This window comes from Saccharothrix sp. ALI-22-I, assembly GCF_001984175.1.
Lineage (GTDB): Bacteria > Actinomycetota > Actinomycetes > Mycobacteriales > Pseudonocardiaceae > Actinosynnema.
In genome coordinates this window covers 390,462-412,038 of the sequence record NZ_MTQP01000066.1, presented here as the reverse complement: position 1 = coordinate 412,038, position 21,577 = coordinate 390,462, and the positions used below count along the sequence as shown (strand labels likewise).

At 71.6% G+C, this 21,577-nt stretch carries 19 protein-coding genes; 15 read left to right on the top strand and 4 right to left on the bottom strand.

Annotation, left to right across the window (positions count from 1 at the left end; translation table 11 throughout):
* Window positions 1–83: 83 nt before the first annotated feature.
* A complete protein-coding gene (locus tag ALI22I_RS30360) occupies window positions 84–1,028 on the top strand; it encodes an NADP-dependent oxidoreductase (RefSeq protein WP_238598651.1) in 945 nt (314 codons plus the stop codon).
* Window positions 1,025–1,633 (top strand): short chain dehydrogenase, encoded by a 609-nt coding sequence (locus ALI22I_RS30355; RefSeq protein WP_238598650.1) that lies wholly within the window; start codon window positions 1,025–1,027, stop codon window positions 1,631–1,633. Before ALI22I_RS30360 ends, ALI22I_RS30355 begins: the two co-directional genes overlap by 4 nt.
* A gap of 80 nt (window positions 1,634–1,713) precedes the next feature.
* Here ALI22I_RS30355 and ALI22I_RS30350 read toward each other — a convergent pair whose 3' ends face one another.
* Window positions 1,714–2,685 carry an aldo/keto reductase gene (locus ALI22I_RS30350; RefSeq protein ID WP_443216984.1) on the bottom strand — a complete coding sequence of 324 codons (972 nt, stop codon included), beginning with the start codon at window positions 2,683–2,685 and terminating at the stop codon, window positions 1,714–1,716.
* A 5-nt stretch (window positions 2,686–2,690) separates the two neighbouring features.
* The gene (locus ALI22I_RS30345; protein ID WP_077008948.1) at window positions 2,691–3,617 is read right to left on the bottom strand and encodes a helix-turn-helix transcriptional regulator; all 927 of its coding nucleotides are present in this window, start codon (window positions 3,615–3,617) and stop codon (window positions 2,691–2,693) included.
* A 158-nt stretch (window positions 3,618–3,775) separates the two neighbouring features.
* On the opposite strand from ALI22I_RS30345, the gene ALI22I_RS30340 reads away from it, so the two are divergent.
* Window positions 3,776–5,260, top strand: coding sequence for an MFS transporter (locus tag ALI22I_RS30340; protein WP_077008947.1), 1,485 nt, complete (start codon window positions 3,776–3,778; stop codon window positions 5,258–5,260).
* A 90-nt stretch (window positions 5,261–5,350) separates the two neighbouring features.
* Here ALI22I_RS30340 and ALI22I_RS30335 read toward each other — a convergent pair whose 3' ends face one another.
* Together ALI22I_RS30335 and ALI22I_RS30330 are read right to left on the bottom strand one after the other, a co-directional pair.
* A complete protein-coding gene (locus ALI22I_RS30335) occupies window positions 5,351–5,776 on the bottom strand; it encodes a nuclear transport factor 2 family protein (protein WP_077008946.1) in 426 nt (141 codons plus the stop codon).
* A gap of 2 nt (window positions 5,777–5,778) precedes the next feature.
* Complete coding sequence (locus ALI22I_RS30330; RefSeq protein ID WP_077008945.1) at window positions 5,779–6,216, bottom strand: nuclear transport factor 2 family protein; 438 nt, start codon at window positions 6,214–6,216, stop codon at window positions 5,779–5,781.
* Between the two features lie 248 nt (window positions 6,217–6,464).
* Between ALI22I_RS30330 and ALI22I_RS30325 the strand changes: the two genes are divergently transcribed.
* The 12 genes from ALI22I_RS30325 to ALI22I_RS30270 all read left to right on the top strand — a co-directional run bounded on the left by ALI22I_RS30325 (window position 6,465) and on the right by ALI22I_RS30270 (window position 21,567).
* The gene (locus ALI22I_RS30325; protein ID WP_077008944.1) at window positions 6,465–7,937 is read left to right on the top strand and encodes an FAD-dependent monooxygenase; all 1,473 of its coding nucleotides are present in this window, start codon (window positions 6,465–6,467) and stop codon (window positions 7,935–7,937) included.
* A 25-nt stretch (window positions 7,938–7,962) separates the two neighbouring features.
* A complete protein-coding gene (locus ALI22I_RS30320; RefSeq protein ID WP_077008943.1) occupies window positions 7,963–8,448 on the top strand; it encodes a VOC family protein in 486 nt (161 codons plus the stop codon).
* A 21-nt stretch (window positions 8,449–8,469) separates the two neighbouring features.
* Window positions 8,470–9,549, top strand: coding sequence for an aldo/keto reductase (locus ALI22I_RS30315; protein ID WP_077008942.1), 1,080 nt, complete (start codon window positions 8,470–8,472; stop codon window positions 9,547–9,549).
* A gap of 212 nt (window positions 9,550–9,761) precedes the next feature.
* A complete protein-coding gene (locus ALI22I_RS30310) occupies window positions 9,762–11,207 on the top strand; it encodes an ankyrin repeat domain-containing protein (protein WP_238598649.1) in 1,446 nt (481 codons plus the stop codon).
* Window positions 11,208–11,261: 54 nt separating this feature from the next.
* Entirely contained in the window at window positions 11,262–11,570 is a 309-nt protein-coding gene (locus tag ALI22I_RS30305) for a muconolactone Delta-isomerase family protein (protein WP_077008801.1), read from the top strand.
* A 26-nt stretch (window positions 11,571–11,596) separates the two neighbouring features.
* Window positions 11,597–12,277 (top strand): EthD domain-containing protein, encoded by a 681-nt coding sequence (locus ALI22I_RS30300; protein ID WP_077008940.1) that lies wholly within the window; start codon window positions 11,597–11,599, stop codon window positions 12,275–12,277.
* Window positions 12,278–12,313: 36 nt separating this feature from the next.
* Window positions 12,314–14,284: an alpha-1,4-glucan--maltose-1-phosphate maltosyltransferase gene (locus tag ALI22I_RS30295; protein ID WP_077008939.1), complete on the top strand. Its 1,971-nt coding sequence runs from the start codon at window positions 12,314–12,316 to the stop codon at window positions 14,282–14,284.
* Window positions 14,281–15,987 (top strand): maltose alpha-D-glucosyltransferase, encoded by a 1,707-nt coding sequence (gene treS / locus ALI22I_RS30290; protein ID WP_077008938.1) that lies wholly within the window; start codon window positions 14,281–14,283, stop codon window positions 15,985–15,987. The genes ALI22I_RS30295 and treS overlap by 4 nt, the downstream gene beginning before the upstream one ends.
* On the top strand, window positions 15,984–17,237 hold the full coding sequence (locus ALI22I_RS30285; RefSeq protein WP_077008937.1) for a phosphotransferase: 1,254 nt from the start codon (window positions 15,984–15,986) through the stop codon (window positions 17,235–17,237). Before treS ends, ALI22I_RS30285 begins: the two co-directional genes overlap by 4 nt.
* Before the next feature lies 1 nt (window position 17,238).
* Complete coding sequence (glgB, locus tag ALI22I_RS30280) at window positions 17,239–19,014, top strand: 1,4-alpha-glucan branching protein GlgB (protein ID WP_077008936.1); 1,776 nt, start codon at window positions 17,239–17,241, stop codon at window positions 19,012–19,014.
* Between the two features lie 101 nt (window positions 19,015–19,115).
* Window positions 19,116–19,940 (top strand): type 1 glutamine amidotransferase domain-containing protein, encoded by an 825-nt coding sequence (locus ALI22I_RS30275; RefSeq protein ID WP_077008935.1) that lies wholly within the window; start codon window positions 19,116–19,118, stop codon window positions 19,938–19,940.
* A gap of 28 nt (window positions 19,941–19,968) precedes the next feature.
* The gene (locus ALI22I_RS30270; RefSeq protein WP_077008934.1) at window positions 19,969–21,567 is read left to right on the top strand and encodes a thiamine pyrophosphate-binding protein; all 1,599 of its coding nucleotides are present in this window, start codon (window positions 19,969–19,971) and stop codon (window positions 21,565–21,567) included.
* Window positions 21,568–21,577: the final 10 nt, after the last annotated feature.

The window sequence follows — 21,577 nt, the reverse complement described above, 5'->3', positions numbered from 1 at the left end:
TCTCCGACAGGGGACTGGGTCGCGGCCCGCCGCGCCGGCAGGTTCGGTAATGGCTTTTCCGGACGATTGTGGGGACTGCGAACGTGGATGACGTGATGCGAGCGGTGGTGGCGCGGCAGTACGGCGGCCCGGAGGTGCTGCGGGTCGCGGAGGTGCCGCGTCCCCGGTGCGGCCCGGGCGAGGTGCTGGTGCGGGCGCTGGCGGCAGGGGTCAACCCGGTGGACGCGGAGTGCCGCGGTGGCAAGGCGAAGGACTGGTTCGGCGAAGGGCCGCACACCTGGGGCTGGGACGTGTCGGGTGTGGTGGTGCAGGCCGGCGAGGGCGTGCACGACCTGCGGCCCGGCGACGAGGTGTTCGGCATGCCCCGATTCCCCGCGCAGGCCCGTGCCTACGCGGAGTACGTCAGCGCGCCGGCGGCGGAACTGGCGCGGAAGCCGCGGACGGTGCGGCACGCGACGGCGGCGGCACTGCCGCTGTCCGGGTTGACCGCGGCGCAGACGCTGGACCGCGTCGGGGTCCGGGCCGGGGACCGGGTGCTGGTCAACGGCGCGGCGGGCGGTGTCGGGCACCTGGTCGTGCAGTTGGCCAAGGCGCGCGGCGCGACGGTGGTGGCCGTCGCGCGTGCGGCGAACCACGACTTCCTGCGCGGGTTGGGCGCGGACGAGGTGGTGGACTACACGTCGGCCGACGTCGTGCGCGTGGTGGGTGAGGTGGACGCCGTGGTGGACTGCGTCGGCCGGGACGACCTGGTCGCCGCGGTGCGGCCGGGCGGCGTGCACGCGCGGGTGCCGGATGCGGCCGGCGGTGCCACGGAGCTGGAGGACGTGGCCGGGCGGTCCGGTGTCCGGGTGGTGCGCCACGTCGTCGCGCCGGACGGGCCGGGACTGGCCGCGCTGGCCGAGCAGGTCGACCGCGGCGGGCTCGTCGTGGACGTCGGCTCGGCGTTGCCGCTGGAGGACGTGGTGGCGGCGCACGAGCTCGTGGACCGGGGGATCAGCCGGGGCAAACTCGTGCTGACCATGGTGTGAGCAACCAGGAGAGGACGCAGATGCGGGTGTTGGTGGTCGGTGCGTCGGGCACGATCGGCGGCGCGGTCGTCGAAGCGCTGGAGCCGAGGCACGAGGTCGTGCGGGCTTCGCGCACCGGGAAGATCGCGGTCGACATCGGCGACCCGGCGTCCGTGGACCGGATGTTCGGGGAGGTCGGCGAGGTGGACGCGGTGGTGTGCGCGGCGGCCCACGCGCGGCTGGTGTCGTTGACCGACGTGAGCGACGAGCAGTTCGCCGAAGGCTTGCGGGACAAGCTGATCGGCCAGGCGACGCTGCTCACGCGGTCGTTGCGGCACCTGCGCGACGGCGGTTCGGTCACGCTGACCGCGGGCAACTTCACCCGGCCGTCGCCGGGCAGCGCGATCGGCGTGCTGGTGAACGAGGGCCTGCAGGGCTTCGTCCGGGCCGCCGTCCCCGACCTGCCGCGCGGTATCCGGGCGAACGTGGTGAGCCCCGGCTGGGTGCGCGAGACGCTGATCGCGTTGGGTGGCGACCCCGACGGCGGCGTCCCGGCGCGGGACGTCGCGCGCGCCTACGTCTCGTGCGTGGAGGGAACGACCACGGGGCAGAACATCGTGCCGTGACAAGGGTTTCCGGGTGTCCGGGCCACCTTCGCGGCCCGGACACCCCGGCGCCGTTCAGACGTCTCAGACGTCTCAGACGTTCAGACGTCGATGTGGGTCATCGCATCGGGGTGGTAGCGCGGCCCGGCCACGGCGTGCGCCGGCACGGCCGCCTCGATCGCCGTGATCTGCGCCGCGGACAGCGAGATCGCGCGGGCGGCGGCGTTCTCCTCCAACCGCTCACGCCGCCTGGTACCCGGGATCGGCGCGACGTCGGGGCCTTGGTGGTGCAGCCACGCCAGCGCGAGCTGACCGGCGGTGTGCCCCCATTCGGCGGCCAGGTTTTCCAGGCCGCGCACCAGTTCCAGGTTGCGGTCCAGGTTCGCGCCGGACAGCCGGGGCTGGCCGGAGGCGCGGAAGTCGTCGGGCGTGAAGTCGGTGGCCGCGCGGAACCGGCCGGTGAGGAAACCCCGGCCCAGCGGGGAGTACGGCACCACTCCCACCCCCAGCTCACGGCACGCCGGCACGACCTCGCGCTCGATGTCCCGCGACCACAGCGACCACTCCGTCTGCACCGCCGCGATCGGGTGCACGGCGTGGGCGCGGCGCAGCGTCCCCGCGCTCACCTCGGACAGGCCCAGGTGCCGCACCTTGCCGGCCGCCACCAGCTCCGCCATCGCGCCGACCGTCTCCTCCACCGGCGTGCCGAGGTCGAGCCGGTGCAGGTAGTACAGGTCGATGTGGTCCACGCCCAGCCGCTCCAGCGAGGCGTCGCACGCCCGTTTCACGTAGGGCGCGTCACCCCGGATGCGGTTCTCCTCCGAGTCCACGCCGAACTTCGTGGCCAACACCACCTCGTCCCGCCGGCCGTGGAGGGCGCGGCCGACCAGTTCCTCGTTGAGGTACGGGCCGTAGACGTCGGCCGTGTCGAGGAACGTGATGCCGAGGTCGAGCGCCCGGTGGATCGTCGCGACCGACTCGACGTCGTCGCCCGGGCCGTAGTACGCGCTCATGCCCATGCAACCCAGACCCTGCACGGGGACCTCCAGGGCGCCGAGCTTCCTGGTCGTCACCGCGCTCACGCCCCGTTGCTCAGCGAGCGCCGCGGCACCGGCAGTCCCGGCGCGTTCGGCCGGCTTCCCGACTGGTCGTCCGGCTGGGTGAGGTCGGCGAGCAGGCGCAACGCGGCCTGCGACGGCGAGCCCGGCTCGGCGTGGAACAGGGCCAGCCGCTGCCCGTCGTCGTCCGGCAGCACCAACAGCTCGTTGGCCAGCGTGAGCGAGCCGACGACCGGGTGGCTGAACTCACGCGTGGTGTGCGCGCAGGCCTTGACCGCGTGGTTGTTCCACAGCGCGGTGAACTCCGGCGACTTCATGCTCAGCTCGCCCACCAGCTCGGCCAGCCGCGCGTCGTCCTGGTACCGCCCGGCCACCACGCGCAGGTCGTCCACGGTATCGCGGCACTTGCGCTGCCAATCCGGGTACAGCTCGCGGACGTGCGGGTCGAGGAACACCATGCGGGTGATGTTGGGCCGGTCCGCCGGCCGGGACGGCGCGTCGAACTCCAGGTGCCCGGCGAGCAGCGCGTGCGCGAGCCGGTTCCACGCCAGCACGTCCGTCGAGCGCCCGATCACCAGCGCCGGCACCCCGGCCGCCGAGAACGAGTCCACCATCAGCGCGATCGACTGCCGCAGCTTCTCGGGCTTGCGCGCCTTCAACCGGGCGCCGCGCTTGCCGCGGGCCAGCCGGTGCAGGTGGGCACGCGCCTCGTCGTCCAACTCCAGCACGCGGGCCACCGCGTCGAGCACCGCGTCCGACGCCCGGTCGGTCAGCCCCTGTTCCAGGCGCGTGTAGTAGGCGACGCTGACGCCCGCGAGCTGGGCCACCTCCTCGCGGCGCAGCCCGGCGACCCGCCGGCGGCCGTAGTTCACCAGTCCTAGCTGCTCGGGGCGCAGTTGCGCGCGCCGGGAACGGAGGAACTCGCCTAGGTCGCTGAGCCGGTCCATGTCCCGATTGTGGCGGAACCCGCGACGCTGGGACTAACACTGACAGTGCTAGGAACAGAGGTCGTACCTTACGCGGGGGACTGGGTAGCTCCGGGCGAGCGGGTCACGATTGCCGTGAAGCGCAACAGCTCTGGAGGGCAAAGGCAATCATGACAAGCATGACCGGCTCCGGCGCCGCGTCCACGGAGAGCGAGACCACAGCCGGCCTCGGCCTGCGCGGGTGGCTCACGCTGATCACCGTCTGCGCGGCCCAGTTCATGATCTCGCTCGACTTCTCGATCGTCACGGTCGCGCTGCCCGCGATCGACCGCGGCCTCGACTTCGGCGGTGCTTCCCAGTTGCAGTGGGTGATGACGGCGTTCATCCTGCCCACGGCCGGGTTCCTGCTGCTGTTCGGCCGCGTGTCCGATCTCGTGGGCAGGCGTCCGCTGTTCATCCTCGGCCTCGTCATCGTCACGGCGTTCTCACTGGTCGCGGGTCTGGCCACGGCGCCGTGGATGCTCATCGCGGCACGCGCCGGCCAGGGCGTCGGCTCGGCGATGGTCGGCGCCACCGCACTCGCCCTGCTCACCGCGTCGTTCCCCGAGGGACCGCGACGGGACAAGGCGCTGGGCGTGAGCGGTGCGCTGCTCTCGCTCGGCTTCGTCGTGGGCACCATCGCCGGCGGCGTCATCACCAGCGGCCTGAACTGGCGCTGGACCATGCTCATCCTGGTGATCATGGGCGCGGTCGTGTTGGTGGGCGCGGTGATGCTGCTGGACAAGCACGAGGAACGGCACCCGGCGCGGCTGGACGTGCCCGGCGCACTGCTGGCCACGGTCGGGCTGCTGGCCCTGGTGTACGGCATCTCCACGGTCGGCGACGTCGGCTGGGGTTCCCCGGCCGCGCTCGTGCCGCTGATCGCCGCCGTCGTGCTGCTCGGCGCGTTCCTCGCGGTGGAGGGCAAGGTCAAGGCCCCGCTCGCGCCGTTGTCGATCCTGCGCCGGCGCACGGTGAAGTGGGGCGGCCTGACCGGGTTGATCACCTTCGGCATGTGCGGTGGCACGACGGTGCTGCTCAGCCTCTACATGCAGGACGTGCTGCACTGGAGCCCGCTGGTCACCGGTGTCGGGTTCCTCGCCGAGGGCATCGCCGCGATGGTGGCGGGCAGCCTGGCCGCGAAGTTCATCGGCCGGGTGGGCACGCCCGCGATCCTGGTGATCGGGCTGCTGGTGCAGGGCCTGGGCACCGCCGCGATGCTGCTGCTGCCGCAGAACGGTGACGTGGTGCTGCTGACCGTCACGACCGCCGCCCTGGGCTTCGGGCACGTGCTCTCCGTCGTGTCGTTCATCGGCACGATGACCTCGGGTGTGCCCGGCGAGCACACGGGCCTGGCCAGCGGCCTGGCGCAGACCGCGCAGCAGGTGGGCAGCGCGGTCGGCGTGGCCGTGCTGGCGGCGGTGGTGGCCGCGGCGACGGTGCCCGACCCGGCCGCGCCGGAGGCCGCCGCGCTCGACGGTCTGCGGTCGGGCCTGCTGGTGTCGGCGATCGTGACGCTGGGCGGCGTGGTCGTGGCCCTGCTGTTCCTCCGCAAGCCGCAACAGGCCGGCGGCGGTGACCGGGCGGCGGACCCTGCGTCGTCGCAGGCGGTCACCGCGTCCTGACCCCCCCAACGGGCACGCGGTGACAGAGGACCGGGGCGGTTCGGGTGTGTGCGCCCGAACCGCCCCGGTCGGCTCCGCTGCCGGGTGGCGCTACCGGGTGACCTCTGTTTGGCTGACCTCGAAGCTCTCCGCGAACCCGAGCGGGTTGAACCACTCGGTGTACCGGACGATCCGGCCCTCGTCGTCGAAGTCGAACAGGCCGACACTGTCGTTCTCGTACTCCCCGCCGGTCTTCAGCACGCCCACCGGGTGCCAGCGGGCGAACACGCGCTCGGCGTCGTGCACCGCGTGGATCTCGACGCCCGTGTACCGCATGTTCGCGTAGGAATCGAGGATTTCCCGGTACAACCGACCCAGTTCGGCTTTGCCGCGGATTTCCGACGGCAGCGCTTCGCCCGCGTACGGGACGAACTGGACACCGTCATCGGCCCACAACTCCAGCCAGCCGTCGATGTCCTTGCGGCCGAGCAGTTCGAAGTACCGGCGCAGCGTGGCGACATTGCTTTCAGCAGACACTGTCACACCCCTTCCGAAGTGAAGGACTCGGCCACGACGACCGGGTTGAAGTATTCCGTGAACGTGGCGATCCGACCGTCTTCGGTGAATTCGAACAACGCCACGTTCTCGTTCGCGTAAGCGCGCCCGTCGGTCATCGTGCCGCGTGGCCGCCATGTCGCCACGACCTTGTCGGGGTCCGCCAACGGCAGGATCTCCAGATCGGCGAACGCCAGTTCCGCGTACCCGTCGGCCATCCCCTGGTACAGCTCCCGCACCTGGTCACGGCCCTCGACCCGGCCGGGGACCCCGCCCGCCGCGAACGGCATCACCTGCACGCAGTCCGGTGCCCAGAACTCGATCCACGACCCGATGTCGAGTGCGGCGAGCCGGTCGAAATACCGTTCCAGCGTGGCGACGTTGCGGGCCCGGCGATCCGCGCCGGACAACTCGTCGTTCATTTCGCACAACCTTCCGCTGTGGTGTCGCAAAGGGGTTCACCCGAAACTAGCCGGACTTCGGCGCGCGCGTCGAAGGCGATGTGACCCGCACTTCGACACTCCGTCAAGTCGGGCTCGTTGTTGGTTTTCCGGCCGGGTGTGTTCAGTCGTCCTTGTCGCCCCGCCGTGCGGCCGCCGAGACTGGTTCTGCGACCGTCCGGCCGGCGAATCCCCGGCCCGGAACAGAATTCGCTATCGGAGGGGAATCCATGACCGGTGATCCGGGCAAGCGCCGCTTGCCGAGCAGCACGGACGTCCTGATCGTCGGCGGGGGGCCGACCGGCCTCGCGCTGTCGCTCGCCCTGACCCGGCTCGGCGTCGACCACGTGGTCGTCGAGCGGCAGCACAGCCCTTCGCCGAACTCCCGCGCCGCCGCCCTGCACGCCCGGACCCTGGAGTCGTTGGCCGCCGTGGGCGTGGCCGACGACCTGGTGGCCGCGGGCCGCCCGGGCCGTGCGTTCGCCGCCCGCGACGGCGACCGCGTGCTGCTCCAGACCCCGTTCGACGAGCTGGACACGCCCTACCCGTTCGTCCTGGCGATCCCGCAGGAGACCACCGAGCGCATCCTGGACGCCAAACTCGCCGAGGTGGGCGGCCACGTGCACCGCGGCTGGTCGCTGCTCGACGTCAACGAGCAGTACCCCGGCGCGAGCGCCCTGGTCACCGACGACGCCACGGGCGAGATCCGGGCCATCCGCGCCCGGTACGTGGTCGGCTGCGACGGCCTGCACAGCGTCGTCCGGCAACGCGCCGGCATCGCGTTCGAGGGCCACGACCGGCCGCACAACTTCGCGCTCATCGAGTTCGTCATGGAGTGGGACGGCCCCGAGGGCGAGATCAGCTTCTTCTTCTCGCCCGCCGGCCTCGCCGCGATCTCGCACCTGCCCGGCCCGCTGTACCGGATGGTCGCCCTGGTCGAGGACGACACGCCGGTCCCGGACCTGGCGGCGGTGCAGGAAATGCTGGACGCGCGCGGTCCGGCCGCGGCCGGCGCCAGGGTGGCCTCGCTGGAGATGGTGTCCATCTGGCGGGTGCGGCACCGGCTCGCGGACGCGTTCGGCAAGGGGCCGTTCTTCCTCGTCGGCGACGCCGCGCACGTGCACAGCCCGGTCGGCGCGCAGGGCCTGAACACCGGCATCCAGGACGCCTTCAACCTCGCCTGGAAGCTCGCCGCCGTGCTGGACGGCACCGCCGCGCCCGCGCTGCTGGACAGCTACGACGGCGAGCGCCGCCCGATGGCGCAGGGCCTGCTGTCGTTCACCGCGCAGCTGCACGACGTGTCCACGATGAGCAACCCGGACAGCATCCACCTGCGCAACCGGATGCTCGGCGTGCTCGGCGAGCTGCCCGAGTTCTCCGGCTGGCTGGCCCGCCGGCTCGCGCAGCTGGCCATCACCTACGGCGGCGGCGACGGCGGTCCCTCGCCCGCGATCGGCGACCGGATGCCGCCCCGCCCCGGCATGGCCGAGGGCCTCGGCTGGTCGATCGTGCTGCCGTCCGAGGCGGAGACCGCGGCCGTGAAGGAGAGCGCGCAACGCGGTCGGGTCCCGATCGCCGTCGCCGTGGACGCCGACCTGCCGCACGCCGTGCTGGTCCGCCCGGACGGCCACGTCGCCCTGACCGCGCCGCCGGCCGAGGCCGCCGACCTGCCCGAGCGGCTCGCCGCCTGGCTGAACCGTTGACCACACCCGCCCGAGGAGGCACCGCATGAGCCCCGTGTCCATCCGCCCACCCGGCGCCGCGACCCTGATGCACGTCGCGATCTTCTGCCCGGACGTGGACGAGTCGATCCGCTTCTACCGCGAAGGACTGGGTTTCTCCCGCACCTACGAGTGGACGAAGACCTACACCGCGACCGGCCAGACCGTGTACCAGGGCCGCGGCGTCTACATCGAGCTGGAGGGCCAGACCTACCTGGAGCTGTTCCCCGGCGGCGAGCCGGGCCAGGACTCCTCCGCCGGTCCGATCCACCACATCGGCCTGACCGTGTCCAGTGTGGACGAATCGTACGAGCGCTGCCTGGCGGCGGGCGGCGCGCCGTTCGGCATCGGCGACTGGTCCGGCGAGCCCACCACCGTGACGCTCGACGGCGACCCGGAGATGCTGGTGCGCGTCGCCTTCGTGCGCGGCCCGGCCGGTGAGCTCATCGAGCTCTACGAGCAGTACAGCCCCGTCGTCACCACCGAGCGCTAGCCCGACACAGGAGGAGATCAGATGCGGTACACAGTGCTGGGCCGGAGCGGGCTGCGGGTCTCGGAACTCGCCCTCGGCACGGTCACGTTCGGCGAGGACTGGGGGTGGGGCGCGCCGAAGGAGACCAGCGCGCGCATCCTCGACCTCTACGAGGAGGCGGGCGGCAACTTCGTCGACACCGCCGACCACTACACCGGCGGCACGTCGGAGAAGTACCTCGGCGAGCTGCTGAAGGGCAACCGCCGCGACCGGTTCGTCATCGGCACGAAGTTCACCCTCCAGACCGACCTGGCGGACGTGAACTCCGCGGGCAACAGCCGCAAGAACCTGGTCGGGTCCATCGAGGACAGCCTGCGGCGGCTCCAGACCGACCGGATCGACCTGCTGTGGGTGCACGCCCACGACACGCTGATGCCGGTGCCGGAGCTGATGCGCGCGCTGGACGACCAGGTGCGGCTGGGCAAGGTGCTGCACGTCGGCGCGTCCAACTGGCCCGCGTGGGAGGTCGCGCAGGCTAACACGCTGGCCGAGCTGCGCGGCTGGTCCCCGTTCGTGGGCCTGCAGATCCGGTACAACCTGCTGGAGCGCGCCGCCGAACGCGACCTGCTGCCGATGGCGCGGCAGTTCGACATCCCGGTCCTCGCGTGGGGCGCGCTGGCCGAGGGGCGCCTCACCGGCAAGTACCTCAGCGGCGGCACCGGCCGGCTGACCGTGCAGCCGCGCGAGCACAGCCTGGCGGGCGGTGACGACGTCGTGCTCGAGGTCGGCAAGATCGCGGCCGAGGGCGGGTGGACGGCCGCACAGGTCGCGCTGTCGTGGCTGCGCACGCGGCCGGGCGTGGTGATCCCGTTGCTCGGCGCGACGAAGGTCGAGCAGTTGCGGGACAACCTGGGTGGTGCGGACGTGGTGCTCGATGACGACCAGGTCGCCCGCCTGGAACGCGCGGCGGAGTTCGAGCTGGGCTACCCGCACGACCTGCTGCGCCAGGACGTCACCGTGCGGGACGTGTACGGCGTGCAGTGGGCGTCGATCGAGGACCGCCGCACGACAGTGCGGCGAGGCGTGGCCGACACCCGGTACGCGCCGCTGCCCTGGGCCTGAACCTTCGCAAGTCCACATCGGACGGACCCGTCGCGAAACCTCGCGGCGGGTCCGTCCGCGTGTTCCCGGAAATGCGAAATACCGCTGACTGCACGGAAACCGGCGCACCGGCCGGAGTGCCGGCCGCAACCGCCCGATTCGTTGTCGCCCGGTCCGCCCGCTGGTTTTCTTGGTGGGGCAGGACTTCGAGAGCAAAAGGAGAGCCGGCTGTGGTGGAAACCGCACGCACACGTGAGATCGTGAAGAAGCTGTTCGCCGACGTCCAGTCCGGCGACCTCGACGGTGTGCTCCGCGCGCTGGGCGAGGACATCGTGTTCGACCTGCCCGGCAACGAGTTCAACACGGTAATCCCCAACCTGCGGACGTGGCGGGGCAAGGACGACGTGGTGGAGGCGTTCCGGCTGCGCACCCTGCACACCGACATCCTGGAATTCGAACAGCGGGACCTCGTGGTGGAGGGTGACCGCGCGTTCGTGCTGAACTACCAGAAGCTCGCCCACCGGGACACCGGCGTGACCGTGGACTTCGAGTTCACCATGCTCATCAAGGTCGGCGAGGACGAGTTGATCCACGAATGGCGCGCGTTCTTCGACTCCGCGCCGGAAATCGCGCTGTTCCGCTCGGACATCGAGCCGCGCCTGCTGGCCGCGGTCCGCGCCGGGGACGACGAGCAGGTCCGCACCCTGCTGCGGGACGGCGCCAACCCCAACCACCGCGACCCGGCCAGCGGCCTGACCGTGCTCCAGGTGGCGGCCGGCCTCGGCCGCGCGACCACCGCCGCCGCTCTGCTGGCGGGCGGGGCGGACGTGCACGGCGTCGACACCCGCGCCGGGTGCACGGCGCTGCACAAGGCCGTCCAGGGCGGTGACCTGGCCACCGTGCGCACCCTGGTCGAGGCGGGCGCGTTCGTGGACGCGGTCGCGCCGACCACCGGACACACCCCGCTCATGGACGCCCTCTGGTACAAGTGGCCCGAGGTCGTCGGCTACCTGCTCGACCAGGGCGCGGGCGTGAACCTGTCCACCCACTACGGCTTCTCCATGAAGGAGCACTTCGAGTTCGAGCTGAACGTCAACTCGCTCGGCAAGGAGAAGCTGCTCGCGGCCGAGAAGCTGTTGCGGCAGCGGGAGAACGAGGACGAGCGCCGCGCCACCGAGCAGCGGCTCATGACCGCGACCGCCGCGGGCGACACGGCGGAAGTCACCCGGCTGCTGGCCGACGGCGCGGACGTGGACGCCCGCTTCCCGGTCCGCAACGGGTTCAACGACCTGCACACGCCGCTGCTCGTCGCCACCCGCGACGGCCACGTGGAAATCGTGCGGGAGCTGCTGCGAGCCGGCGCGGACGTCAACGCCACCGAGCCGACGTTCGGCGCGTGCCCGTTGCACAAGGCCGTCTACAACGGACACGCGGACATCACCGCCCTGCTGGTGACCGCGCCCGGCGTCGATCTCGACTTCCAGGGCGCCACCAACGGCTACACGCCGCTGCACGACGCCCTGTGGCACGGCTACGACGAGTGCGCCCGCATCCTGCTCGACGCCGGCGCCCGGGTGGACCTCGTCGGCCACGACGGCAAGACGCCGCTGGACGTCGCCGTCGACGTGTTCGACGCCGACCACCCCGTGATCCAGCGGCTGCGCGCGCAGGCCGCCTGAAACACCGCCTGATCACCGCCCGATCACCGCCTGAACACCCCGGGAGCAGACGAGATGTTGTTCTACGTCCAGATGAAGTGGAACCACGAGGGCCGCATCACGCTCGACGAGCTGTGGGAGATCGAGCAGGAGGAGGCCGAGCACGCCCAGGAGACCCTGGACTCCGGGTTCGCCGTGGGCCTGTGGAAGGTGGCCGCGCAGAAGCGGGTCATCGGCATCATCGACGCGCCCAACGCCGAGGAGCTGGACCGCACCGCGCTGGGCCGGCTGCCGATGCGCGAGTACCTGGAGTTCGAAGAGGTGTGGCCGCTGCGCGACTACCTCGGGTTCGCCGAAGACGTCATCAAGCGCTACAAGGTCTGATCCACCACCGCCCCGAGGAGGACACCGTGATCCACCAGCTCATCTTCGCCTCACCCAAGCCCGGCATGACCGAGGCGGAGTTCCAGCGGTACTGGCTCGAAGAGCACGCCGTGCGCTACGCGAGCAAGATCCCGCAGATCCGCAAGTACAAGATCGACACCAGGGTCCCGGTCGGGGACAACGGCGCCGAGCCCCTGTGGAGCGGCATCGCCGAGATCTGGTTGCGGCCCGAGGAGCAGATCGCGTCGTTGCAGACGCCGGAGTTCCTGGAGGGCGCGCGCCTGGACGAGCCGAAGTGGGCCGCGTTCTGGAAGTCCCTCGTGCTGGACACGAACGCCCACGAGGTCGTGGAGCCGCCGCGGGGTGAGGGCGTGAAGCTCGTGCGCCTGGTGAAGCGGCGGGAGGGCCTGTCGCTGGCGTCGTTCCGCGAGCTGAGCCTGGGCAAGCACGCCGAACTCGTCGCCGAGGTGCCGGGCCTGCGCGGTTACGTGCAGGGCCACACCGTCGACGGCGCGTACGGCATCGGCGAGGCCACCCTCGACGCCGCGTACCAGCTGTGGTTCGACGACGTGGACGCGCTCGCCGCGGCTCAGGCGTCGCCGCAGTTCCAGTGGGCCGAGGAAGAGCTGCGTTCGTTCGTCCAGGACCGCTACCTGCACGAGATGGTCGTGGCGGAGCACTGGGTGATCGGACCGGACGCCAGGTAGTCGTCCGGGTCGGTACGGGGTCGAGGAGGGGAACCAGTGACGCAGAGGATCGCGATCGAGGACGTCCGTCCGGCGGTCTCGGGGGGTCTGCGGCCGGTGAAGGCGGTCGTGGCCGAGCACGTGCCGGTGCGGGCGACCGTGTGGCGGGAGGGCCACCAGGCGGTCGCCGCCGAGGTGGTCTGGTCGGGGCCGGGTGACCGGGTGTCCCGCCGCACGCGGATGGCGCCGGGGCCGGACCACCGCTGGGAGGCGGTCGTCGTGCCGGACCGGCAGGGGGAGTGGGTGTTCCGCGTCGAGGCGTGGAGCGACCCCTGGGCCACGTGGCGGCACGCGGTGACGGTCAACCTGGCGGCCGGGCGGCCCACCGCGGACCTGGACCCCGACCTCGAAGAGGGCGCGCGGCTGCTCGACCGGGCCGCCGCGCGCCACCCCGCCGGCGGACCCGCGGCCGACCGGCTGCTGGAGGCCGCCGAACGGTTGCGGCGCAAGGACCTGCTGCTCGCCGATCGGGTGGCGTTGGCGCTGTCCGGTCCGGTGCACGACACGATGACCGAGGAGCCGGTCCGCGAACTCGTCACGCGCGACGCGCCGCACCGGGTGCTCGTGGAGCGCGAACGTGCGCTGTTCGGCGCGTGGTACGAGCTGTTCCCCCGGTCCACCGGCGGGCTCGGCCCCGACGGCCGCCCGGCGCACGGCACGTTCGCGACCGCCGCCGGTGAACTGGAGCGCATCGCCCGGCTCGGGTTCGACGTGGTGTACCTGCCGCCGATCCACCCGATCGGCGAGCGCGAGCGCAAGGGTCCCAACAACAGCCCGGAGGGCGGACCCGGTGACGTCGGGTCGCCGTGGGCGATCGGCTCCCGCCACGGCGGGCACGACGCCGTCCACCCCGACCTGGGCACGCTCGACGACTTCGACCGGTTCGTCGCCCGCGCCCGTGAGCTCGGTCTGGAGGTGGCGCTCGACCTGGCGCTCCAGTGCGCGCCCGACCACCCGTGGGTGCGCGAGCACCCCGAGTGGTTCACGCACCGGCCCGACGGCACGATCGCCACGGCGGAGAACCCGCCCAAGCGGTACGAGGACATCTACCCGCTCAACTTCGACAACGACCCCGCCGGGCTCTACGAGGAAGTCCTGCGCGTCGTGCGGCACTGGATCGACCACGGGGTCCGCGTCTTCCGGGTGGACAACCCGCACACCAAGCCGCCGGACTTCTGGGAGTGGCTGATCGACCGCGTGCGCCGGGAACACCCGGACGTGGTGTTCCTGGCCGAGGCGTTCACCAGCCCGGCCCGGCTGTACGGCCTGGCGCGGCGCGGGTTCAGCCAGTCCTACACCTACTTCACCTGGCGCACCGGCAAGGCCGAGCTGGTCGACTTCGGCCGCGAGCTGGTCGACCACGCCGACGAGGCGCGGCCCAACCTGTTCGTCAACACCCCGGACATCCTGCCCGGTCACCTCCAGTCGGGCGAGCCCGCGGTGTTCGCCATCCGGGCCGCGCTCGCCGCGACGTTCGCGCCGACCTGGGGCGTCTACTCCGGCTACGAGCTGTACGAGCACCAGCCGCTGCGGCCCGGCGGCGAGGAGTACCTGGATTCGGAGAAGTACCAGCTCGTGCACCGGGAGTTCGGCGACGGGGCCGGCGGCCGGCCGACGCTCCAGCCGTGGATCGCCCGGCTCAACGAGATCCGCCGCGCGCACGCGCCGCTGCGCGAGATGCGGACGCTGCGCTTCCACGACGTCGACAACGATTCCCTGGTCGCCTACTCGAAGACCGCGCCCGGCACCGGCGAGATCGTGCTGGTCGTCGTGACGCTCGACCCCGGGCACCCGCAGGAGGGGACCGTGCGGTGGGACACGGCCGGGCTCGGCCTGCCCGCGGAGTTCACCGTGTTGGACGAGGTGAGCGGGCGGACGTTCCGGTGGTCCGGCCACACCTACGTGCGGCTGGACCCAAACCAGGCCGTGGCGCACATCGCCGCCGTGCGGACGGAGGCGCGGTCGTGACCGCGGCGCGCCGGACCGAGCCGGGCAGCGCCAGACCGGCCCGTGACGAGCCGGAGTGGTTCAAGCGGGCCGTGTTCTACGAGGTGCTGGTGCGGGCGTTCGCCGACTCCGACGGCAACGGGACCGGAGACCTCAACGGGCTCACCGACAAACTGGACTACCTCCAGTGGCTCGGGGTGGACTGCCTGTGGCTGCCGCCGTTCTACGACTCGCCGCTGCGCGACGGCGGCTACGACATCTCCGACTTCCGCACCGTGCTCCCGGAGTTCGGCACCGTGCAGGACTTCGTGCACCTGCTGGACGAGGCGCACCGGCGTGGCATCCGGGTCATCACCGACCTGGTGCTCAACCACACCTCCGACGCGCACCCGTGGTTCCAGGCGTCCCGCAGCGATCCCGACGGCCCGTTCGGCGATTTCTACGTCTGGAGCGACGACGACTCGAAGTACACCGACGCGCGGATCATCTTCGTGGACACGGAAACCTCGAACTGGACCTACGACCCGGTGCGCGGCCAGTTCTTCTGGCACCGGTTCTTCTCCCACCAGCCGGACCTGAACTACGAGAACCCGGCCGTCCAGGAGGCGATGCTGGACGTCCTGCGGTTCTGGCTGGACCTCGGTATCGACGGGTTCCGGCTCGACGCCGTGCCCTACCTGTTCGAGGAGGAGGGCACCAACTGCGAGAACCTGCCGCGCACGCACGAGTTCCTGAAGCGGTGCCGCCAGGTGGTCGACGAGGAGTACCACGACCGCGTGCTGCTGGCCGAGGCGAACCAGTGGCCGTCCGACGTGGTGGCGTACTTCGGCGACCCGGCCGTGGGCGGGGACGAGTGCCACATGGCGTTCCACTTCCCCCTGATGCCCAGGCTCTTCATGGCCGTGCGGCGCGAATCCCGGTTCCCCATCACGGAGATCCTGGCGCAGACGCCGAAGATCCCGTCGGGCACGCAATGGGGCATCTTCCTGCGCAACCACGACGAGCTGACCTTGGAAATGGTCACCGACGAGGAACGCGACTACATGTACACCGAGTACGCCAAGGACCCCCGGATGAAAGCGAACATCGGCATCCGGAGGCGTCTGGCGCCGTTGCTGGAGAACGACCGCAACCAACTGGAGCTGTTCACCGCGATGCTGTTGGCCCTGCCGGGGTCACCCGTCCTCTACTACGGCGACGAGATCGGCATGGGGGACAACATCTGGCTCGGCGACCGGGACGGCGTCCGCACGCCGATGCAGTGGACACCCGACCGGAACGCGGGGTTCTCCGACTGCGACCCCGGACGCCTGTACCTGCCGGTGATCATGGACTCCGTCTACGGCTACCAGGCGCTCAACATCGAGACCCAGCAGCGCGACACGTCGTCGTTGCTGCACTGGACGCGGCGGATGCTGGCGGTGCGGCGCGCGCACCCGGCGTTCGGGCTCGGCGACCACCGGGAGCTGCCCTCGTCCAACCCGGGCGTGCTGGCGTTCGTCCGGCAGCACGAGGACGACACCGTGCTGTGCCTGTACAACCTGTCCCGCAATCCGCAGGCGGTCTGGCTCGACCTGTCCGCCCACCTGGGCGACGAGATGGTGGAGCTGACCGGCGGCGCGCCCTTCGGCGCGGTGGAGGCGCCGGAGCAGGCGTTCACCGTGGCCGGGCACGGTTTCTACTGGCTGTCACTGGTGCGGCCGGCACTGGAGGGGAAGGCATGACGCTCTCGGCGTGGGACCGGACCCGGCTGGCCACCGCCCTGCCGGACTGGCTGCCCGCCCGCCGCTGGTTCTCGGCCAAGGACCGGCCGATCGCCGGCGTCGAGCTGACCGAGGTCGCGGACCTCGGCCGCGGCCTGGTGATCGCGATCGCGGACGTGCGCCTGGCGGGCGAGCCGGAACCCCGGCGCTACCAGCTGCCGCTCGTGGTGCGGTCACGGCCGGGGCCGGACGCGATCGCCGACCTCGGCGGCGCGTGGGCGTTCGACGCCACCGATTCCCCGGAGTCGATGCGCCACCTGCTGGGCTTGGTCGCAGCGGGCGGTGAGCGGGACGGGGTCCGGTTCACCGCGGAGACCGCCATCGGTCGAGCGGGACCGGCGAGCCGGCTCACGGCCGAGCAGTCGAACACGTCGGTGGTGTTCGGCGACCGGTACATCCTCAAGTTCTTCCGCAGGCTGTTCCCCGGCGTGAACCCGGAGGTGGAGGTGCAGCGGGCGCTCGGGCCGCTCCCGACGCTCGCGCCCCTCGCCGGTGTGGTGGAGCACCGCGGGGCGACGCTGGCGGTGGTGCAGGGTTTCGCGGCCGGCGCGGTGTCGGGCTGGGACCTGGCCGTGACACCGGGGTTCGCCGGACGGCTGCGCGCGTTGGGCGAGGCGGTCGCGACCACGCACGCCGCGCTCGCCGACGCGTTCGGCAGCACGCCGTTGAGCCGGACCGATCTCGCCGCACTGGTGGCGGGGATGCACGACCGCCTGGCACGCACCGCCGCCGAGGTGCCCGCGCTGGCCCCGCACGCCGACCGCCTGGCGCGGCTGTTGACGGAGGCCGGACGTGCGGCCGTGCCGGGGTCCCCGCGTCAGCGGGTGCACGGCGACCTGCACCTGGGCCAGGTGCTGGCCACCGACCGCCGGTGGCTGCTCATCGACTTCGAGGGCGAGCCCGGGACGCCCATCCCGCAACGCGCGGCCTGGGACTCGCCCGTGCGTGACGTGGCGGGTGTCCTGCGGTCGCTCGACTACGCGGCCAGCCGCACACCCGACCGCAGTTGGGTCCGTGCGGCGGAACGGGAGTTCCTGGCGGGCTACGCCAACCGCGCGGGCCGCGTGCCGGATTCCGCGCTGCTGCTGGCCTGTCAGCTGGACAAGGCGATCTACGAGCTCGGCTACGAGACCCGCAACCGCCCGGACTGGGTGGGCGTCCCGCTGCGCGCGATCGAGGGGTTCGCGTCCGCGTCGGGGAAGGCGGGATGACATGCCGACGGATCACGATTTCCGGCTCGTCGCCGAAGGCGGGCACCCCAGGCTGTGGGACGTGCTGGGCGCGCACGCGACATCGGAGGGCGTGTCGTTCGCGGTGCTCGCGCCGGCGGCCCGGCAGGTCCTGGTGCGCGGCGACTTCGACGACTGGGCCGGCCGGGCGATGCGCCGGCGTGAGGGGGGCGTGTGGGAGCTGTTCGTCCCCGGAGCACGGCCCGGCACGCGGTACCGCTACGAGGTGCTGGGCGCGGACGGCCGCTGGCGGGAGAAGGCCGACCCGATGGCGCAGGCCACGCAGTGCCCGCCCGCCAACGCCTCCGTGGTGTTCCGGTCGCGGCACCGCTGGACGGACGCGGAGTACCTGGCCCGCCGCCGGCGCGACTGGGCGCGAGAGCCGATCAGCGTCTACGAGGTGCACCTCGGCTCGTGGTGGCCCGGCGCCGGCTACCGGGAGGCGGCGCACCGGCTGGCCCGGTACGTCCAGGACCTCGGGTTCACGCACGTGCAGCTGATGCCCGTGGCCGAGCACCCGTTCGGCGGCTCCTGGGGCTACCAGGTGAGCTCGTACTTCGCGCCGACGGCCCGGTTCGGCGACCCGGACGACTTCCGCTACCTGGTGGACCACCTGCACGGGGCCGGGATCGGCGTGCTGCTGGACTTCGTGCCCGCGCACTTCCCGCGCGACGACTGGGCGCTGGGCCGGTTCGACGGCACCGCGTTGTACGAGCACCCCGACCCGCGGCGCGGCGAACACCCGGACTGGGGCACGTACATCTTCGACTTCGGCCGGCCGGAGGTGCGGGGTTTCCTCATCGCCTCGGCGCTGTACTGGCTGACCGAGTTCCACCTGGACGGCCTGCGGGTGGACGCGGTGTCGTCGATGCTGTACCTGGACTACTCGCGCGGACCGGGGGAGTGGACGCCCAACGCCCACGGCGGCAACGAGAACCTGGAAGCCGTGGCGCTGCTGGAACAGCTCACCGACACCGTGCACCGAACAGTCCCCGGCGCCCTGGTGATCGCCGAGGAGTCCACGGCCTGGCCGGGCGTCACGGCGCCGGACGGCCTGGGCTTCGACTTCAAGTGGAACCTCGGGTGGATGCACGACGTGCTCGGCTACCTGCGCCACGACCCCGTGCACCGCGCCGCCCACCACGGCGAGCTGACGTTCCCGATCGACTACGCGTGGCAGGAGCGGTACGTCCTGCCGCTGTCGCACGACGAAGTGGTGCACGGCAAGGGCTCGCTGTGGCAACGGATGCCCGGCGACGACAAGCAACGGGCCGCTGGGCTGCGTGCGCTGCTCGCCTACATGTGGGCGCATCCGGGCAAACAACTGCTGTTCATGGGCGGTGAGTTCGGCCAGGTGTCCGAGTGGGACTGCGATGCGTCCCTGCCGTGGGACCTGGCCGAGGACCCGCTGCACCAAGGCGTGCGGGACCTGGTGCGCCGCCTCAACGAGGTCTACCGGCGCACGCCGGCGTTGCACGCCACCGACCACGACCCCGACGCGTTCGCCTGGCACACCAGCGATCCCGAACGCAACCTCGTCGCGTTCCTCCGGACGGGACCCGGCGGAACCCTGTTGTGCGCGGCCAACTTCTCCGGCGTCCCGCAGTCGCTGGACACCGGCGACGGTCCGTGGACCGTGCTGCTGGCCACGGAGGACGACCACACCGGCACGCACGACGGCGGCCCGCTCACCCTGTCCGCGTCCACCGTGACGTGGCTTTTCCGGTCCGATTGCACGGAAAATGCCCCACCTCGCTGACTGGCACCACAACGGCCGCGATTCCTTGTCGCGGAACGCGCGGCCGGCGATGATTGAACTGTTGGTTCTGGCGGTAATCGCCACCAAGCCCGGGAGAAATCGTGAGCAAGAAAATCCTGTTCGTCCTTTCCGAATTCGGCTACTGGGGGGAGGAATTGCTCGGACCGCTCGTGGCGTGCGACCGGCAGGGTTACACCGCCGTGTTCGCCACCCCGAACGGCAAGCGCCCCGTCGCCCTCCCGCCGAGCCTGGACCCCGGCTACGTCGACCCGCCGCTGGGCCGGTCGGTGACCACGCCCGAGGTCGCGGTCGCGGCCAAGGAGCTGGACGAGTCGCCGCGGCTGGACAACCCGGTCAGCCTGGCCGACTGGATTCCCGAGCGGCCCTACGACAGCACGCCCAACCCGTTGCGCGCCATGGAGGCGTACTACCGGGAGATCGCGACGCTGGCCGACGACATCGCCGAGTACGACGGGCTGGTCATCGTCGGCGGCTCCGGCCCCATCGTGGACCTGGCCAACAACGGTCGGCTGCACGAGCTGATCCTGGCGTTCATCCGCGCGGACAAGCCGGTCGTCGGCGAGTGCTACGGCGTCGCGGCCCTGGCGTTCGCCCGCGAGTGGGACGACCGCAAGTCGATCATCTGGGGCAAGCACGTCACCGGGCACTGCAAGGAGTACGACTACAAGGACGGCACCGGCTTCGTCGGCGTCGAGTTCAACATGGGCCCGCCGCCGTACCCGCTGGAGTACATCCTGCGCGACGCCACCGGTCCCGACGGCCAGTTCCACGGCAACGTCGGAAAGGAGACGTCGGTGATCGTGGACTACCCGTTCATCACCGCCCGTTCGACCCCGGATTCGTTCCTCGCCGGTGAAAAGCTGGTCGAGGTCCTGGAATCCGGTCTCCGTCGCTTCGGCTGGTAAGCACGAAATTCCCGTGGAGGGCAGGTCAATGACCGAACGGTGGGGCAAGAACGCCCTTCTCGAACAATGGCAGGCCGATGGGTTGACGACGGTGTTCGGCAATCCGGGCACGGTGGAACAAGGGCTGCTCGACGCCCTCGAACACCACCCGGCGTTCCAGTACGTGCTGGCGTTGCAGGAGACCGTCGCCATCGGCATCGCGGACGGCTACGCCCGTGCCACGGCCGGACCCGCCCTCGTGCAGCTGCACACGGGAGTCGGTCTCGGCAACGGGATCGGCATGCTGTACCAGGCGATGCGCGGCCACTCGCCGCTGGTCGTCATCGCCGGCGAGGCGGGCGTCAAGTACGACGCCATGGACTCGCAGATGGCGACCGACCTGGTGGCGATGGCCCGGCCGGTCACGAAGTACGCCACGCGCGTCACCCATCCCGACTCGCTGCTGCGCGTCATGCGCCGTGCGGTGAAGACGGCGATGACGGAGCCGCGCGGGCCGGTCTTCGTGGCCCTGCCGATGGACGTGCTCGACGCGGTCAACACCGAGTACGCCACGCGCAGCACCATCCCCAGCCGCGCGGTCCGGCCCGTCCCGGACGAGCTGGACCGCGCGGTGGCCGCGCTCGACGGCGCCCGCAACCCGATCATCCTGATGGGCGACGGGATCTCGGTGTCCGGGGCCCAGCGCGAGCTGGTCCGCGTCGCCGAGGCGTTGCGGGCCCCGGTGTGGGGCCTGGACAACTCCGAGCTGAACATGGACAACCGGCACCCGCTCTACCGCGGGCAGCTCGGCCACATGTTCGGCTCGGTGAGCCGGCGGGTCGTGGCCGACGCCGACGCGGTGCTGATCGTCGGCACGTACACCTTCCCCGAGGTGTTCCCCGAGCTGGCGGACCCGTTCGCCGAACAGGCCCGGATCGTGCACATCGACCTGGACGACTACGAGATCGCGAAGAACTTCCCGGTGGACGTGGCGCTGGTGGCCGACCCGAAGGCCACCCTCGCCGCGCTGGCCGACCGGCTCGGCGCGCCGGTGGACCCCGCGCCGAGCCCGCTGTGGACGCCGCCGGCGCTCACCGCAGCCAGCCCGCTCATCGAGCACCTCAGCGCGGCCTTGGCCGCGCACACGGACGACCTGGTGCTGTTCGACGAGGCGCTGACCGCCTCCCCGGGCCTGCTCAGCCACCTGCCGCAGCACGTGCCGGGCAACTACTTCCTCACCCGGGGCGGCTCGCTCGGCATCGGCATCCCCGGCGCCATCGGCGCGAAGATCGCGCGCCCGGAGGCGACCGTGGTCGGCGTGACCGGCGACGGCGGCAGCATGTACACCATCCAGGCGCTGTGGACCGCCGCGCGCTACGGCGTCGCCGCGAAGTTCGTGATCTGCAACAACTACCGCTACCAGCTGCTGGACCTCAACATCGAGCAGTACTGGCAGGACAGCGGCGTGCCGTCGCACCGCCACCCGGACGGCTTCGACCTGCGCCGCCCGGACATCTCGTTCGTGGACCTGGCCAAGGGCCTGGGCGTGGAGGCGCTGCGCGTCGAGGAGGTTTCCCAGGTGGAGCCCGCGGTGCGCAAGATGCTCGACCACGACGGCCCGTTCCTGATCGACCTGCTGACGGCGTAAGGCGATCGCG

Excerpts from the sequence above, each read along its gene's own strand:
- ALI22I_RS30340 (WP_077008947.1), top strand. The coding sequence starts at position 3,776 with ATGACCGGCTCCGGCGCCGCGTCCACGGAGAGCGAGACCACAGCCGGC.
- ALI22I_RS30320 (WP_077008943.1), top strand. The coding sequence starts at position 7,963 with ATGAGCCCCGTGTCCATCCGCCCACCCGGCGCCGCGACCCTGATGCAC.
- ALI22I_RS30285 (WP_077008937.1), top strand. The coding sequence starts at position 15,984 with ATGACGCTCTCGGCGTGGGACCGGACCCGGCTGGCCACCGCCCTGCCG.
- ALI22I_RS30270 (WP_077008934.1), top strand. The coding sequence starts at position 19,969 with ATGACCGAACGGTGGGGCAAGAACGCCCTTCTCGAACAATGGCAGGCC.
- ALI22I_RS30315 (WP_077008942.1), top strand. The coding sequence starts at position 8,470 with ATGCGGTACACAGTGCTGGGCCGGAGCGGGCTGCGGGTCTCGGAACTC.
- glgB (WP_077008936.1), top strand. The coding sequence starts at position 17,239 with ATGCCGACGGATCACGATTTCCGGCTCGTCGCCGAAGGCGGGCACCCC.
- ALI22I_RS30345 (WP_077008948.1), bottom strand. The coding sequence starts at position 3,617 with ATGGACCGGCTCAGCGACCTAGGCGAGTTCCTCCGTTCCCGGCGCGCG.
- ALI22I_RS30330 (WP_077008945.1), bottom strand. The coding sequence starts at position 6,216 with ATGAACGACGAGTTGTCCGGCGCGGATCGCCGGGCCCGCAACGTCGCC.
- ALI22I_RS30325 (WP_077008944.1), top strand. The coding sequence starts at position 6,465 with ATGACCGGTGATCCGGGCAAGCGCCGCTTGCCGAGCAGCACGGACGTC.
- ALI22I_RS30305 (WP_077008801.1), top strand. The coding sequence starts at position 11,262 with ATGTTGTTCTACGTCCAGATGAAGTGGAACCACGAGGGCCGCATCACG.